The sequence below is a fragment of the Dokdonia sp. PRO95 genome (genome assembly GCF_000355805.1).
Classification (GTDB): Bacteria; Bacteroidota; Bacteroidia; order Flavobacteriales; family Flavobacteriaceae; genus Dokdonia.
Window position 1 is genome coordinate 1,171,888 of record NZ_CM001837.1, and the last position, 17,395, is coordinate 1,189,282.

The window sequence follows — 17,395 nt, forward strand, 5'->3', positions numbered from 1 at the left end:
GAAAGATACAAAGAAGCATCCGAAGGAATACGTAAGAGGTATTAAAGTTACGTAAACGTTTTCGCTAGAAATTGTAAAATATTTATTTTAAAGGTAATGTGAAAGTCGCGAGTGTTCCCTTGCCGTCTTCACTTTCCACATGTAATTCTCCTTTATGAGCCTTGAGATACTCACTAGCAAGAACAAGGCCTAAACCTGATCCTTTCTCATTTCTAGTACCCACCCGACTTGTGATTTGAGTGATATCAAAGAGACGTTGCTTATCAAATTCTGGAATCCCTATTCCATTATCCTCAATGCTAAAGACAAATTTATTTTCTAGCCTTGTAAGCTCAATGACTATGATGTCGTTATCATGAGAAAATTTAATCGCATTAGAGAGTAAATTTCTAATAATAGTTGCCACCATATTCTTATCCCCCACAACTTCTCCTTTAAAGCTGGATTCTAAACGTATGTTAAGACCTTTTACTTCAAGAGCATGCTTTTGTATTTTAATTTGATCTTTTGTTAAAGACATAATATCTAATGCAACAGGAACAAATACAACTTGATCTGTTTGAAGTTTTGACCATTTCAGAAGGTTATCAAGTAGTGTAATGCTATTTCGGCTGGAATCCTCTAGGGAGTTTATTATAGCTGTGGTTTGATTATTGTTTTTATGTTCACCTTTTAAAACGTCTAAAAAATTTATAACAGAAGATAACGGTCCTCGAAGGTCGTGAGCTATGATTGAAAAAAACTTATTTTTTGTGCCTACTAATTCTGATAGTTGAACTTTTTGCGAAGCAATAATTTTGTTTTTACGCTCGTATAAGTAATACTGGCTTATTAGAAAAAACATAAATCCTAAGATGGCTAGATACCACAAACACGAAGTAACTCCGAGTGCTAGAAAGCCTTGCGATGGCTTCTTATAAGCAGTACTTAGTATAAATTCCTTATTGTAAAAAGGTACAACACTAGAGATATACTCTTTTTTATCTATATCAAAGTTCTTGAAATATTCTGGATCCTCATTTACGGAGTATATTTTTTGACCATTATGGGCTCTACTACGATCAAAATAATTGCCGTTGCTACTCTTAAACTTAAAGACAAAATCATCTTTGTTACTATGAACATATGCTTTATCTAATATAGGTGCAAACTCTGCAATACTCGTAATGTATCCTATCGAGTTCCCAAAGCTGTCCAAAACACCAAAACCTAATGGAAGTCCTACCCTACCTTCTAATAAATTTGTAGGATCTGATGCATAAAAATCTGTCTTAAGCATTAAAGAATCCATCCTTAACATTCCTTCTTTTCCTATAATTTCACCAATAGAAGTACCCACTAACTGAGCGTTAGGTACTGGTTGCATAGTAAAATCAAAAATAAATATGTGGCTTGTATCAATATATGAAACACTAAAAGGGCGCTCCATGGTAAGTCCACCTAATTGCCGCTCTATAAATGACGAAATGTCTTCCTCAGTAAAGCGACCATTAGATATTTCAATATAGCTTTTAACTCCAGAAATTAGAGTTGCATAATTGTTAAGAGCTTCTTTAAATTCCTTTGCTGCTTCTGTATTTGCTCTTTCTAGATTAAGTGTGCGTGCAACTTCCTCTTGTTCTATGATACGAGATGCTCCCCAATAGACAGCGATGGCCGTAATGAGTGCGAGAAATGTAAAAACGAGATAGTATCTCTTTGGAAATTTGACTGACATAAAGGTGGAGCCCTAAGACTCTAATCTTTAATCTTCTAGGGGAAAAAGATGATTAAAAAGCTAATGTAGTAAAATCAATTAAAAATCTCAGCTATTGAGTTTCAATTTCTCGTTGAAAAGCATAGAAAGTGCGTTTTGAAGCTATCTCTTCTGCCTTTTTCTTACTTGTGGCACGCGCTTTTGCAACAACGTTACCATCTATAAAAAGCTTTACTCCAAAATGCTTTACAGTGTCTTGACCAGTATCTTCAAAAGTTTCAAACTTAAAGGTGCGCTTTTCCTTTTGGCACCATTCTATCAGTACACTCTTGTAACTAATAATACGGCCCTCAAGCTTCTCTATATCTACATAGGGCTCTATAACACGCTTAGCTATAAACTTCTCGCAATATTTATAACCTCGATCAAGGTATATAGCTCCTACTAAAGCTTCAAAAAGATTACCGTGAATATTAACACCAAAATTATCTAAGGGTATACTTGCTCTCACATACCTCACAAGATTGAGCTCTCTACCTAACTCGTTAAGATGCTTTCGGCTTACTACCTTAGATCTCATCTTTGTTAAATATCCTTCATTACCGCCTTGAACCGCATCAAAGAGGTGCGCTGCTATTACAGATCCCAGCATTGCGTCTCCTAGAAACTCTAATCGCTCATAATTGAGAGGATTACCATCTGCTTTTTTAAGACCTAGTGAGCGGTGTGTAAATGCTTTCTCATAGTACCTTATCTCCTTAGGTTTAAAGCCTATGATGGCGTGCATTCGCATAAAAAAACTCCCGTTCTTTTCAGTACGAGAGTTAAATATTTTTTTAAATGCGCTCATCTATTAATTTAAGCGTCAAGTTTTTTAAATAGTACGCATGCATTGTGACCTCCAAAACCGAAAGTGTTACTCATTGCCACGTTTACTTCTCTCTTTTGCGCTTTATTAAGCGTTAAGTTAAAAGAGGGATCTATATTTTCATCTACTGTAGTATGATTGATTGTAGGAGGGACAAGGCTATGTTGCATCGCAAGGATAGCAGCAATAGACTCTACAGCTCCCGCAGCACCAAGAAGGTGTCCAGTCATAGACTTAGTAGAATTAATATTTATTTCTTTTGCGTGTTCACCAAAAACTTTTTTGATAGCCTTTAGCTCTGCTACATCTCCTAGAGGAGTTGACGTTCCATGCGTGTTGATGTGATCTACATCTTCTGGATTAAGTCCTGCATCACGTAAACAGTTAAGCATTACACGTTCTACACCTATACCGTCTGGGTGCGGTGCTGTCATGTGATGAGCATCACTAGACATTCCTCCACCTAGAACTTCTGCATAAATTTTGGCACCACGTGCCTTAGCGTGTTCATACTCTTCTAAGATAAGTGCACCACTTCCTTCTCCTAATACAAAACCATCTCTGGTTGCATCAAAGGGTCTTGAAGCAGTCTCTAGATCTTCATTTCTAGTAGATAATGCGTGCATCGCATTAAATCCACCCATACCAGCCTGCGTTACCGCAGCTTCACTTCCACCAGTAACGATAATATCACAATGGCCTAAACGTATATAGTTTAAAGCATCTATCATCGCATTTGCCGAAGAAGCACAAGCAGAAACCGTCGTATAGTTAGGTCCCATAAAGCCATGCTTGATAGAGATATTACCAGGAGCAATATCTGCAATCATCTTAGGTATAAAGAAAGGATTAAATCTAGGCGTGCCATCTCCAGCACCAAAGTTGAGGACTTCATTCTGGAATGTTTCCAGACCACCTATACCGGCTCCCCATATAACCCCAACCCTAAATTTATCAACAGAGTCAAGATCAATGCCCGCATCACTGATAGCTTCATCTGAAGCTACCAGTGCATACTGAGCAAATCTATCGAGCTTTCGAGCTTCTTTCCTATCAAAGAAGTCGAGAGCGTCAAAGTTTTTAAGTTCACAAGCAAACTTCGTTTTAAACTTTTCTGCATCAAAATAGGTGATGGGCGCGCACCCGCTTTTCCCTGTAGAAAGTCCTTCCCAGTAATCCTGAATATTATTTCCTATCGGGGTAAGTGCACCAAGTCCGGTAACTACTACTCGCTTTAACTCCATAAATAAAGACTTATTTTGCCTCTTCTATATAAGATACTGCTTGACCTACTGTCGCAATATTTTCTGCTTGATCGTCTGGAATCTGGATATCAAATTCTTTTTCAAACTCCATAATGAGTTCCACTGTGTCTAGTGAATCAGCGCCTAGGTCGTTTGTGAAGCTCGCTTCCGTTACAACTTCGTTTTCGTCTACTCCTAATTTGTCTACGATAATCGCTTTTACTCTTGATGCAATGTCTGACATAATTTTCTAATTTAAATTTTTATTTAAGTCGCAAAAATAACAAACTTTACCGTTAAACAAGTTTGCAACTCAAAAATGTGAAGGTAATTTACGGAAATATAAAATAAGTTCCTTTCCATAACCTTCAAATAGTTACTAATATTTCTTTATTTCGCACCCACAACAGCAACAAGAAAAATGAAACGAATTGTGATTTTTGCCTCGGGTAACGGTACAAATGCCCAGCGTATTATAGAGTTTTTCCAGGATCGTACGGATGCACAAGTTGTGCAAGTACTTAGTAACAACCCTCGTGCCAAAGTACTTCAAAGAGCTTCAGTCCTTGATGTTGCTGCGTTTAGTTTTAACAGAAAAGCGTTCTATAAAGGTGATGATGTACTCCACCTTCTTAAGGCTACACAACCAGATGTCATCATTTTGGCAGGTTTTTTATGGCTATTTCCAGAAAAAATAATTTCGGCGTTTCCAGATAAGGTTATAAATATTCACCCAGCGTTGCTCCCAGATTTTGGAGGAAAAGGCATGTATGGCATGAATGTACATGAGGCTGTTTACGCTTTCGCGAAAGCGCAACACGATAAAAATCCTTCTCAAAAAATATATACAGGCATCACCATACATAAAGTAACGCCAGAATATGACAAAGGAGATTTCTTATTTCAAGCCAAAGTTGAAGTAAGCCAAGAAGACACTCCAGAAGGAATTGCCGAAAAAATACACCAACTAGAATACACGCATTTTCCAGAGGTGATTGCAGAATTCTTATCTTAGAGAGATGGCAAAAACAAAAAAATTCTATGTAGTCTGGGAAGGTAAAAAACCTGGAATCTATGAGTCTTGGAAGGAGTGCAAGAAGATGATAGATGGTTATGCCGGCGCAAAATACAAGAGTTTTGAAACCTTTGCCAAAGCAAAAAACGCATATAACGGAGACTATAACGACTTTAAAGGCTCTTCAAAAAAGAAAAAAGTACTCACCGCCGAAGAAAAAGCCAAATATGGCTTCCCCAACCTCTACTCTATTGCTGTAGATGCCGCAAGTTCTGGTAATCCAGGCATCATGGAATATCGCGGGGTAGATACTCAAACGGTAAAACAACTCTTTCACCAAGGGCCTTTTAAGCAGGGAACTAACAATATAGGAGAGTTTCTTGCGCTTGTACATGGGCTGGCTTATTTAAAAAAGATAGGTAGTGACCGTCTTATATATAGTGACTCCCGAATAGCAATAGGCTGGGTAAAGAAGAAACATTGCAAGACCAACCTCAAGCAAAGCCCAAAAAATAAAGATGTATTTGAGCTCATCGCGCGCGCAGAGCAGTGGCTTAAAACAAACACCTACGTAACTACGATTGTGAAGTGGGAAACCAAAGCCTGGGGCGAAATCCCAGCAGATTTTGGGAGGAAATAAGTGTCAGTATGAAAAGAGAAAAAAAGAGAATTTACACAATAGCAATTTCGGCTTTCCTTACAATGCTAGTTATCAAAAACTGGGATGCTATAAAAAGTTTTATTGCCAGTTTATTTGCATAATTTAATTTAAAATTTTCGCGAAAGCGGTCACTCTAAATTTGAGTTGTCAAACATTCAAAACCGTATATTTGCACAAAAATTATAGATGAGTAAATTGGTTATTGTTGGTTCTTGTGCATTTGATGCAATAGAGACACCTTTTGGAAAAACAGATAAAATTATAGGAGGAGCCTCTCCTTATATAGGACTGGCTGCGGCACAGTTTGATAATGTTGATCCAGCCATTGTTGCCGTTGTAGGTGATGACTTCCCTCAAGAGTATCTTGATTTCCTTGCAGAAAGAGGAATTAACACAGACGGTATAGAAGTTGTAAAAGGTGGTAAAACATTTTTCTGGAGTGGTAAGTATCACAATGATATGAACTCTAGAGATACACTTGCTACAGAACTTAATGTACTAGCAGATTTTTCTCCTAAGGTTCCTGCTTCACATAAGGAAGCACCTATTGTAATGCTAGGTAACTTACAGCCGCAAGTACAGCTTAGTGTTATCGAGCAAATGGAAGTAAAACCTAAGCTTGTCATACTAGACACAATGAACTTCTGGATGGATATCGCACTTGATGAGCTTAAAACTACGCTCAAAAAAGTAGATGTTATCACGATAAATGATGAGGAAGCTCGCCAGTTAAGTGGAGAGTACTCACTTGTAACTGCTGCAAAGAAAATCCACGAGATGGGACCTAAGTATGTAGTTATAAAGAAAGGAGAACATGGAGCTCTTATTTTTGAAGGAGACAATATGTTTTTTGCCCCTGCATTACCCCTTGCAGATGTTTTTGACCCTACGGGAGCTGGAGACACCTTTGCTGGAGGATTTGCTGGCTATATAGCTCAAGCAGGAGACACTTCTTTTGAAACTATGAAGACGGCTCTTATTTATGGCTCATGCCTAGCCTCCTTTACGGTAGAAAAATTTGGAACAGAGCGTTTACAATCTGTAACACCAGAAGAAATAAAAGAAAGACTGCATCAGTTTAAAAACCTTGTGCAATTTGACATAAACATAAACAACTAATTCCTGCGCTCCATTTTTGGAGCGCTTTTGTTTTTACAAACTATGAGTGACGCTATCAAGCATGAATGTGGTATTGCAGTAATAAGACTAAAAAAACCACTTGAATTTTACAAAGAAAAATACGGTACTGCTTTTTACGGAGTAAATAAGATGTACTTAATGATGGAAAAGCAGCACAATCGTGGTCAGGATGGTGCTGGTTTTGCTAGTATAAAACTAGATGTCGCTCCAGGGCAACGCTATATATCTAGACAGCGATCTACAGCGCAACAGCCTATACAAGATATTTTTGCAGAGATTAATGGTCGTATAAACGAGCTTATGACGGCAAATCCTGACAAGAAGGATGATGTAGCCTGGCAGAAGAGTAATGTTCCTTACATAGGAGAGTTATTACTAGGTCACGTACGTTATGGAACCTTTGGAAAAAACAGCGTTGAGAGCGTTCACCCTTTCTTGCGTCAAAATAACTGGATGCACCGTAACCTTATCGTTGCAGGTAACTTTAATATGACTAATGTAAATCAGCTTTTTGATAAGTTGGTTTCTTTAGGACAACACCCAAAAGAGCAGGCAGACACCATTACAGTGATGGAAAAAATAGGCCATTTTCTGGATGATGAAGTTGGAAAACTTTACAAGAAACTAAAAAAGGAAGGATTTAATAAACAACAAGCCTCTCCTCAAATAGCAGAAAGACTTAAAGTAGGCAAAATACTTAGAAGAGCTTCAAAAGATTGGGATGGTGGTTATGCAATGGCTGGACTTTTAGGTCATGGTGATGCTTTTGTTTTAAGAGATCCTGCAGGAATAAGACCTGCATATTATTTTGAAAACGACGAAGTAGCGGTGGTTGCTAGTGAGCGTCCCGTGATTCAAACAGCGTTTAATGTGCCTTTTGATGAAGTAAAGGAATTAGATCCAGGGGCTGCTGTAATCATTAAAAAGAATGGCACACTGACTATACAGCAAATTATAGAACCATTAGAACGTAAGGCTTGTTCCTTTGAGCGTATTTACTTCTCTAGAGGTTCTGATGCAGAAATTTACAAAGAGCGCAAAATGCTTGGGCGTTTATTAATGCCTCGAGTACTTGAAAGCATAAATCATGACACAAGGAACTCTGTGTTCTCATTTATTCCCAATACGGCTGAGACTTCGTTTTACGGTCTTGTAGAGGCTGCTCAAGACGAACTTAATAAGCAAAAAGGAGAAAAGATACTTGCTGCCAAGGGTAATCTCAATGAGAGCGAACTTACAGAAATTCTCTCACAGCGCTTGCGCACAGAGAAGATTGCTATAAAAGATGCTAAGCTCCGTACATTTATCACAGAAGATAGTAGTCGTGATGATCTAGTAGCACACGTTTATGATGTAACCTACGGTGTTATAAAACCAGAAGACAAGCTCGTCATTATAGATGATAGTATCGTGCGTGGCACAACGCTCAAAAAGAGTATCATCAAGATGATGGCACGTTTGAATCCAGCCAAAATTATTGTTGTATCTAGTGCCCCTCAAATACGATATCCAGATTGCTACGGTATTGACATGGCTCGCCTTGAAGATTTTATTGCTTTTAGAGCTGCAATAGCATTACTAAAAGAAAATGATAACGAGAGTATCATACAGGAGGTTTATGAAAAATGTAAGGCGCAAGTAGATCTAGATGATAAAGATGTAACAAATCACGTTAAAGATATTTATGCTCCTTTTGAACAGAAGGAAATCTCTAAAAAGATAGCAGAGCTACTAACTGATAGCTCAGTTCAAACAGAAGTAGATATCATCTATCAAACTGTAGAAAACTTACATAAAGCCTGCCCAGAAAATCTTGGAGATTGGTACTTTACTGGAGACTACCCTACAGCTGGAGGTAACCGCGTTGTAAACAAAGCCTTCATAAATTACGTAGAAGGAAACAAAGAGAGAGCCTACTAAAAGACAAGCTTTTGTTCTTAATGATATCACAATTTACAAAATAATTGTGTATTTCATCTAAAATTTACGCCTTTGGTCTAAAACATACTGCCATTTAGTAAAACCCTCTTATATTAGCATTGCCATAGCATAAGTAGGTTAAGTTCATGGTAGATTTGGGGCAAAAAAAGGTGGATCTTTCCACCTTTTTTTATGTCCGATTTTTAGCGTTTTATGACCTAACCGTTAAGCTTCAATTACAATCTTTAAAGTAATTAAGTTTTGATTGAAAAATTACTCATTCAATTCAATTTATTCTATGTTATTGTTAATTAGTTATTATCATCAAATAAGCTACACTAAAACTCACTTTACTTCGTATCATATTGAATAGTTAATTATTGATTTTAACACTATAATTCCATGTCATTAAAAACATGTGATAAAAATAGATACAAAAATTAGAGAAAGAATTTACTTACATTTTCTTGCATAAAAAAAGCCCACTATAAAAGTGGGCTTTGAGATTTAAAACAAGAGTTATTTCTTATTTGTTCTGAGCATATAGTGCAGACACTTTTTCCCAATTAATCACATTAAAAAATGCGTTTACATAATCTGGACGTCTGTTTTGATAGTTTAAGTAATATGCATGCTCCCATACATCAAGTCCTAGGATAGGGAACCCTCCACATCCTACTTTAGGCATTAGTGGGTTATCCTGATTAGGAGTTGAGCATACTTCAACTTTTCCGCCTTCGTGTACACAAAGCCAAGCCCATCCTGAACCAAACTGTCCTCCTGCTGCAGATGAGAATTTATCTTTAAAAGATTCAAAGTTTCCGTAGGCAGCATTTATTGCCTCAGCAAGTTCTCCCGTAGGTTCTCCTCCACCGTCTGGTGACATTACTTCCCAAAAAAGTCTGTGGTTGTAAAAACCTCCACCGTTGTTACGAACAGCAGTGTTAGACATATCTAGGTTTATAAGTATATTTTCTATTGTCTTTCCGCTAAGGTCAGTTCCTTCGATAGCAGCATTAAGCTTTGAAGTGTAACCAGCGTGATGCTTCCCGTGGTGTATCTCCATTGTTTTTGCGTCTATATTAGGCTCTAGTGCATCCTTAGCATATGGTAATTCTGGTAACGTAAATGACATTTCTTTTTCGTTTTTGGTTAAACTTCTTTTCAGATTTTAACAAAGTTACATAAAGTATGCTACTCTTTATGTTATAGATTTCTTATAAAAGTTAGGTTTTGCTTTCGCGAAAGCAAAAAAATATAATAGTGGTGCGACTCCTCCGCAGAATTATTTTCCTATATTTCCGAATGTATAACCATCTAAAAACCAAATTGCTATGTTTAACTTTAGGACAAATATATTATTATGCTTATTAAGCTTTACATTTATTATAGCTTGTAGTAATGATGAGCAGGAACCACCTGTATTAACAGATGACACAGATCAAGCCGACCCTACAGATGACAGTGAAGCGACATTGCAAGAAGAACAAGAAGAGACGATTATTACATTAACCAATGGATCTGAGCAAGTATGGCGCATTACAGAGGCTTCGATTGATAATGCCTCTGGAACAATCGAAGTGTCATCTAACTTTAATGTTGTCGATGATGAATTTATCTTTTCTGGAAACACTTCTAATGGAAATTTAGAATGGAGACCAGGAAATGCTATTGAATTAACTGGAACTACATCACAAGAAACTCTATTAGACTTTTACAAAGCCCCTGTAAATACCCAGTTTACATTTGATGAAGGTAGTAGTGTAAATATTACGGCATTAGATGGGGATCTTATTTTTGAGGTAGTTGATCAAAACACTATAAAAGGGACTCTTTCTTCAAGTGGAATGAGAAACACTTCGGAAACCTTGACATTCATACTGAAAATTAAAACATCAAGTGATTATATCGCGCCTCCCGCAGATGGCCTAACATTTACACCTGCATTTACTTACAACTCTAATAGTGTAGTTTGTTGTGCACCTGGGATGATAGGATCTTATAGCGATAATAGTTTTTTTATAGCTACTAGGGAAAATATAGATTTTGGTACAACCGAAAGCATTGTAAAGTTTGATGTTGACACAGGTCTAAGCACACAATCTACTTTTGATCAATCTGACTTTGTTTCAAAACAACTGCACATTATTAACAACACCTTAGTTGTTATGGGTGGGCAATATGTAAATTACTATCCTTTAGATTTATCTGACACACCAACATCCATTGCGCATGGCAAACGTCTTACTCGTTTTGGTCTTGCCGTTCAAGAGAATAATGCTTATTTCATAGGGGGTGATCTTAATGTTGATGAGAATGGTAATCCCGTAGATGCAGATAAGGTTTTCAAATTTGATATAGGAGATGGGACAACTACAGAAGTGGCAACATTACCAGAAAATCGATTTGGCGCTCGTGGGACTATTGTTAATAATAAACTTTATGTATTTGGAGGCCTTACAAGTTTTCCAGATGGCAATGGAACTAATTCTATATATACAATCGATCTTGAAAGTGGTGTCATTGAAACTTCAAACCTACCTGAATCGATAGACTATAGTTTTGTGAGTAAATATCAAAACCTCATATACATAGCAGGTAAAAGTGATATTAGAGATGATGCTGGAAATATTACAGGAAGAGATCACTTTCTAGCCTATTACGATACGGAAACAGGTGTGCTAGAAGAAATATCAACCAATCTACAAGGAACTCCAGAAGACTTAGAAACAATACATGGAATGACTGTATTCAACAATAAAATCTATATTTTATATGGAGATAATTTAGATAACGATAATGATACCACCACTCCTACTCCTAATAGTATTCTAGTTGCTAATCTCAACTAATACAAAAACAAAAAACAGTACTTAAAATATCTAAAGCTACCTCATTCGAGGTAGCTTTTCCTATCTTAGTATTATGACCGAAACAAATACGTTTATCGTACTTAATGCTTCTGCGGGATCTGGAAAAACATACAGTCTAGTAAAGCAATATATTACTACTCTTCTCAAGAGTAATGATGCCAATAAGTTTAGACATCTTCTTGCTATTACTTTTACAAATAAGGCAGTGGCAGAAATGAAAAATCGTGTGCTAGACACGCTCAAGAATATAGGTCATTATGAGCCTGGCACTAAAAAACCAGACATGCTAGACGACCTAGTTTCATCTAGTGGGTTGCCTGAGGATGCTGTAATAAAAAAGTCTAAAGAAATACTCAATCGCATACTACACAATTATGCTGCCTTTGATATTGTAACGATAGATACTCTTACTCATAGAATCATACGCACTTTTGCCAAAGATCTAAATATCTCTGGTAGCTTTGAGGTCTCTTTAGATCAAAAAACACTCAATGCCCAAGCAGTAGATGCACTCATTGCAAAGGTGGGTATAGACGATGAGGTTACTAAAGTTCTAATAAATTTTGCTTTAGAAAAAGCAGATGATGATAAGAGCTGGGACATTGCTCGAGATTTACTAGAAATAGCAAATTTATTACATAATGAAAACGACCTCAAAGCATTAGAACTCATTGAAGACAAGTCTCTTGCAGATTTTGAATCATTAACCAGCTATTTACATAATCAAATTAAGTCACTTGTATCAGCACAAAAACAGCTAGGAGGAGATCTCATAGCATTGATTCATGAACTCGGGCTAGATCAAAAAAGTTTTGCGAGAGGCTATTTTTATAAATTCATGCTTCAAGTTGCAAATGGTGTACAAGGGCTTGCGTATACAGGGTCGGCATATAAAGATAACATTACGTCTTACACCTTTTACACAAAGACTCAAAAAGACCATATCAAAGCTACTATTGATGGGCATAGAGATCATTTTATAGCCACCTTCCTAAAGCTTAAGGAACTTGCTTCTAAGCAAAGTATGTTACAATCTTTTAGATCTAAGATTATTCCACTCTCTGTGTTACACTTAATCAAGAAAGAGCTGGAACTTATAAAGGAAGATGAAAATGTATTACTCATCTCAGATTTTAATGCACTTATTGCTCAGTCACTCAAAGATCAGCCAGCCGCTTTTTTATATGAAAGACTTGGCGAGCGATATACAAACTACTTTATAGACGAGTTTCAAGATACTTCGGTAATGCAATGGGGCAATTTAATCCCACTTATAGATAACACCATAAGTAGTGAGGCAGAAGATACTGTTGCCAATTCCCTATTACTTGTAGGAGACCCTAAGCAAGCGATCTATAGATGGAGAGGAGGAGAAGCAGAGCAATTTATAGCGTTGAGTAATCAAATAAACCCCTTCTCAACCCCAGCAACCATAGACCGTCTAGAGACTAACTATAGAAGTAGCGCCGAAATTATAAACTTTAATAATCAGTTTTTTACACATATCTCGAATCATTTTAACAACGAGTTATACCGCGAAATTTATTATAAAGACAACTCACAACAAACTAATAGCAACACAGGCGGCTTTGTCTCTCTTGAGTTTTTAGAGTATGATAATAAAGAAGAGGCAAATGAAATATATCCTGCCCGCATTATTGAAATAATAAATGAAGCTACTAGCCAAGGCTACTTGCATAGTGACATTTGTATACTTACGAGAAATAATATAGATGGCTCATTAATAGCAACTGCCCTTCAAGAGGCAAATGTAGAAGTTGTCTCTTCTGAGAGCTTGCTTATCTCAAACTCTAGCACAGTACAGTTTATTCATGCATTTGCAACAATGCTCTCCTACCCTAGTCAAATAGAAAATAGACTACCTGTACTCTACTTTTTGGCAACTTATTATAATGTAGAAGACACACACACATTTTATAGTACCAATACCTCTTGTACGTTTTTAGAGTTCATTGAACATTTACAGCAATTTGATGTCTATGTACACATTGACTATCTTCAAACGTTGCCTCTTTATGAATATCTAGAGTCTATAATTAGATCCTTTAATCTCACAGCAATCTCTGATGCATATGTGGTTGCTTACCTAGATCTAGCTTATGGTTACTCACAAAGTAAAACTGGCGGGATACTTGGATTTTTAGAATTTTGGGAGGAAAAGAAAGAGAAGTCAAGTATTGTTGCTCCAGAGCAGGATAGCGCTGTACAGACCATGACCATTCATAAATCTAAAGGATTAGAGTTTCCTATTGTTATCTACCCTTATGCAAGTTCAGATTTATATAGAGTACGAGGAGAACATCAATGGTACCCTATTGATGATCCAGCATTTGAAGGTTTTAAAACGTTGATGATTCCACATAATAGTGCTCTTAAAGATTTTGGCGAAGCTGGTGAAACGCTATATGAAACGAGAAATAATGAACAGCAATTTGACACTATTAATGTCTTATACGTTGCACTCACAAGAGCCGCAGAACGATTGTATGTGTTATCACGCTTTCGCGAAAGCAAAGAAAAAATAAATAACTACAGTGACTTGTTTATAGATTATCTCAAACAGAATAACTTATGGAATGAAGATCAACAGGCCTACACTTTCGGGCAGATTACACCTGCAAAGAAAGAAAACAAAAAGACGGATTACACATCATTTGTCCCTTCAATTATCTCTACCTCAAAAGAAGAGCTAGGTATCCAAATAATCACTCAGGCCACTTTTTTATGGGATGAGCAAAAACAAAATGCCATTACATATGGTAACCTCATCCATGAGCTCATGGCTCAGATTAACAGTCATACAGATATCCAGCATGTACTAGAAGATGCGGTAAAGCAAGGTGTTGTTCCTGAGGAAGGTTATGAAACTATAAGTAATGTCATCCAGAATATAACCACTCACTCCCAACTAATAGATTATTATCAAGATCAAAATACAGTTTATAACGAGCGTATGATTTTATCTAGCGATGGTTCGTTTTATATACCTGATAGAGTTGTTGTATTGCCTAATGGTGATACCACCATTATAGATTACAAAACAGGAATGCACAATCCATCACACAGTAAACAAGTCGCTATGTATGGAGCACTATATGAAGAAATGGGTTTTAAAGTGGCTAATAAGTTTCTAGTATATATAGACGCCACTGTAGATGTAATATCTGTTTAATACCTTTGTAAAAAATCAAACACATGTACGGTAATATTCAACAATATTTACAAAAAGAACTTGCTGAAATTAAAGAGGCAGGACTATATAAAAAAGAACGTATCATCACATCTGCACAGGATGCGGTGATCACTATTTCTACAGGAGAAAAGGTAATTAACTTTTGTGCAAATAATTACTTAGGCCTTTCTTCACATCCAGAGGTAATACAAGCTGCCAAAGATACTATGGATACACATGGCTTTGGTATGAGCTCTGTGCGATTTATATGTGGTACTCAAGATATTCACAAAGAACTAGAACAACGCATTGCTAAATTTTACGGGACAGAGGATACAATTCTGTATGCAGCGGCCTTTGATGCAAATGGTGGAGTTTTTGAACCACTACTAGGTGCAGAAGATGCTATAATCTCTGACTCACTCAACCACGCTTCTATTATAGACGGTGTAAGACTTTGTAAAGCTGCAAGATATCGTTATGCAAATAATGACATGGCAGATCTTGAAGAGCAGCTTAAAAAAGCAAATGATAATGGCGCTCGTCATAAAATCATTGTAACAGATGGTGTGTTCTCCATGGACGGGCTTGTTGCGCCATTACACCAGATTTGCGATCTAGCAGATAAATATGATGCCCTAGTAATGATAGATGAATGTCACGCAACTGGATTTATAGGCGATCGCGGTATAGGTACTCTTGAAGAAAAAGGTGTATTAGGAAGGATAGACATCATCACTGGAACTTTAGGAAAGGCGCTTGGAGGTGCTATGGGTGGATATACTACAGCAAAGAAAGAAGTGATAGAAATACTGCGCCAGCGTAGCCGTCCTTATTTATTTTCAAACTCTCTTGCTCCAGCAATTGTAGGCGCTTCTATCAAGGTGTTTGATATGCTAGAAAAAGACACTTCACTCAGGGATAAGCTAGCAGAAAATACTGCATATTTCAAAAAGGGGATGAAAGATGCTGGTTTTGATATTATAGATGGAGATTCGGCTATTGTGCCTGTTATGCTTTATGATGCCCAGCTATCTCAAAACATGGCTGATGCATTATTAGAAGAAGGAATTTATGTAATAGGGTTTTTCTTCCCAGTAGTTCCTAAGGGAAAAGCTAGAATAAGAGTACAGCTAAGTGCTGCACATACAATCGAACATCTAGATACCGCTATCAAAGCATTTACTAAGGTTGGTAAAGCATTAAAAGTGGTTTAATATGGCCGCAGCCCTTGTAAACAAGGGCTATTAGGAAAAATTTAGTACATTTACCTTTGTTGATTAATTTTAACAACTTACTTTTGACGATAATTAACACTTAAATTTAAGACTAAACAATGAAACATCTTAGCAGATTTTTAGTTGCAGCACTTATGATTCTTGCTATAGGATCATCAGTAAATGCACAAGACGCAAACAACCCTTGGGCTTTCTCTATCGGAGTTAACGCTGTTGACACATTTCCAGTTGGAGATGCCGCAGACACGCCAGGTCCAGGAGGGTTACGAGGAAACCTTTTTGAAGAATTTTATAATGTAGAAGATCACTGGAATATTCTTCCATCTATTTCTTACATTAATGTATCGCGTTACTTAGGAGATGGATTCGCTTTTGGCGTTTCTGGTTCAATTAACAGAATTGAAAAATTAGGTGATGCAAGACCTAGAAATGAACTACAGTATTACGGTGCTGATGGAGATTTCTCTTATAGCTTAAGAGATCTTATCAACGGTGAAGGTGGATGGTTTGACCCAACCCTTTCTGTAGGTGCTGGTTATACTTGGGTAGAAAGTACTCTTGATGGTAACCTTGATGGATTTGGAACGGCAAATGCTGCTGCTGGTGTAAAAATATGGTTAAGTGAAAACCTGAACCTTGGATTACAATCTAAATATAAGCATGCTTTTGAAGATGATGGTATTAAGCACTTCCAACACGTTGCTGCTGTAGGTATTGTTTTCGGAGGAAAAGATACTGATGGAGATGGTATATACGACAAAGATGATGCTTGTCCAGAAGTTGCAGGTTTACCTGAATTTAACGGTTGTCCTGATTCTGATGGAGATGGTATCGAAGATTCTAAAGATGCTTGTCCTACTGTTGCTGGTTTAGCTGAGTTTGACGGTTGTCCTGATACTGATGGTGACGGAATCCCTGATCCTAAGGATGCTTGTCCTACTGTTGCTGGAATCGCTGCTTTAGGTGGTTGTCCTGATGCTGATGGTGACGGAATCAAAGATGCTGATGATGCTTGTCCTAATGAAGCTGGACCACGTTCAAACAACGGATGTCCTTTTGAAGATAAAGATGGTGACGGTGTACTTGACAAAGATGATGAATGTCCAGATGTTGCAGGAACTGTAGCAAATAACGGATGTCCTGAAGTATCTGTTGAAGTTCTTAACGAGCTAAACGTAGAAACTAAAAAAGTACTTTTTGATTACAACAAAGCATCAATCAGAACTGAATCTTATGCGACTCTTGATAAAGTAGCATCAGTAATGATGGAATACCCAACAACTCGTTTCCTTATCGAAGGTCACACTGATGATAGAGGACGTGATGCTTATAACTTAAACCTTTCTGATCAGAGAGCAGCTTCAGTAAGAAGCTACTTAACCGGAAAAGGAATCCCAGCGTCTCGTTTAGAGTCTAAAGGATTTGGTGAAGCTAGACCAGTTGCTTCAAATAAAACTGCTGCAGGACGTCAAGAAAACAGACGTGTTGAGCTTTCTATTCTTGAGCAATAGAAAATAAGATTTTTATAATCTTAAAAATGCCTCGCA

The 17,395-nt window shown here is 37.2% G+C and carries 13 protein-coding genes; 8 read left to right on the plus strand and 5 right to left on the minus strand.

From position 1 onward, the window contains the following. Positions 1-82: 82 nt before the first annotated feature. The 4 genes from D017_RS05080 to D017_RS05095 form a co-directional block, all read right to left on the minus strand. Positions 83-1,717 carry a HAMP domain-containing sensor histidine kinase gene (locus D017_RS05080; protein ID WP_035335045.1) on the minus strand — a complete coding sequence of 545 codons (1,635 nt, stop codon included), beginning with the start codon at positions 1,715-1,717 and terminating at the stop codon, positions 83-85. Between the two features lie 91 nt (positions 1,718-1,808). Then, complete coding sequence (gene rnc, locus D017_RS05085) at positions 1,809-2,546, minus strand: ribonuclease III (RefSeq protein ID WP_035335046.1); 738 nt, start codon at positions 2,544-2,546, stop codon at positions 1,809-1,811. Positions 2,547-2,554: 8 nt separating this feature from the next. Then, the gene (gene fabF, locus D017_RS05090; RefSeq protein ID WP_035335047.1) at positions 2,555-3,808 is read right to left on the minus strand and encodes a beta-ketoacyl-ACP synthase II; all 1,254 of its coding nucleotides are present in this window, start codon (positions 3,806-3,808) and stop codon (positions 2,555-2,557) included. A 10-nt stretch (positions 3,809-3,818) separates the two neighbouring features. Then, positions 3,819-4,052, minus strand: a complete 234-nt coding sequence (locus D017_RS05095; protein WP_013750595.1) for an acyl carrier protein — start codon at positions 4,050-4,052, stop codon at positions 3,819-3,821. A 177-nt stretch (positions 4,053-4,229) separates the two neighbouring features. On the opposite strand from D017_RS05095, the gene D017_RS05100 reads away from it, so the two are divergent. From D017_RS05100 to D017_RS05115, 4 genes are all read left to right on the plus strand, one after another. Beyond that, positions 4,230-4,823, plus strand: coding sequence for a phosphoribosylglycinamide formyltransferase (locus tag D017_RS05100; protein WP_035335048.1), 594 nt, complete (start codon positions 4,230-4,232; stop codon positions 4,821-4,823). A 4-nt stretch (positions 4,824-4,827) separates the two neighbouring features. Then, on the plus strand, positions 4,828-5,463 hold the full coding sequence (locus D017_RS05105; RefSeq protein ID WP_035338013.1) for a ribonuclease H family protein: 636 nt from the start codon (positions 4,828-4,830) through the stop codon (positions 5,461-5,463). 207 nt (positions 5,464-5,670) lie between these two features. Then, on the plus strand, positions 5,671-6,603 hold the full coding sequence (locus D017_RS05110; RefSeq protein WP_035335049.1) for a PfkB family carbohydrate kinase: 933 nt from the start codon (positions 5,671-5,673) through the stop codon (positions 6,601-6,603). 42 nt (positions 6,604-6,645) lie between these two features. Next, complete coding sequence (locus tag D017_RS05115; protein ID WP_035335050.1) at positions 6,646-8,544, plus strand: amidophosphoribosyltransferase; 1,899 nt, start codon at positions 6,646-6,648, stop codon at positions 8,542-8,544. A gap of 526 nt (positions 8,545-9,070) precedes the next feature. Here the strand turns inward: D017_RS05115 and D017_RS05120 are convergent. Continuing rightward, entirely contained in the window at positions 9,071-9,679 is a 609-nt protein-coding gene (locus D017_RS05120) for a superoxide dismutase (RefSeq protein WP_035335051.1), read from the minus strand. Positions 9,680-9,878: 199 nt separating this feature from the next. Here D017_RS05120 and D017_RS05125 point away from each other — a divergent pair, with 199 nt between their 5' ends. The 4 genes from D017_RS05125 (at position 9,879) to D017_RS05140 (ending at position 17,359) form a co-directional block, all read left to right on the plus strand. Continuing rightward, on the plus strand, positions 9,879-11,396 hold the full coding sequence (locus D017_RS05125) for a hypothetical protein (protein ID WP_035335052.1): 1,518 nt from the start codon (positions 9,879-9,881) through the stop codon (positions 11,394-11,396). Between the two features lie 73 nt (positions 11,397-11,469). Further along, on the plus strand, positions 11,470-14,610 hold the full coding sequence (locus tag D017_RS05130) for a UvrD-helicase domain-containing protein (RefSeq protein WP_035335053.1): 3,141 nt from the start codon (positions 11,470-11,472) through the stop codon (positions 14,608-14,610). Between the two features lie 23 nt (positions 14,611-14,633). Beyond that, the gene (kbl, locus tag D017_RS05135; RefSeq protein WP_035335054.1) at positions 14,634-15,827 is read left to right on the plus strand and encodes a glycine C-acetyltransferase; all 1,194 of its coding nucleotides are present in this window, start codon (positions 14,634-14,636) and stop codon (positions 15,825-15,827) included. A gap of 119 nt (positions 15,828-15,946) precedes the next feature. Beyond that, positions 15,947-17,359: an OmpA family protein gene (locus D017_RS05140; RefSeq protein WP_035335055.1), complete on the plus strand. Its 1,413-nt coding sequence runs from the start codon at positions 15,947-15,949 to the stop codon at positions 17,357-17,359. Positions 17,360-17,395: the final 36 nt, after the last annotated feature.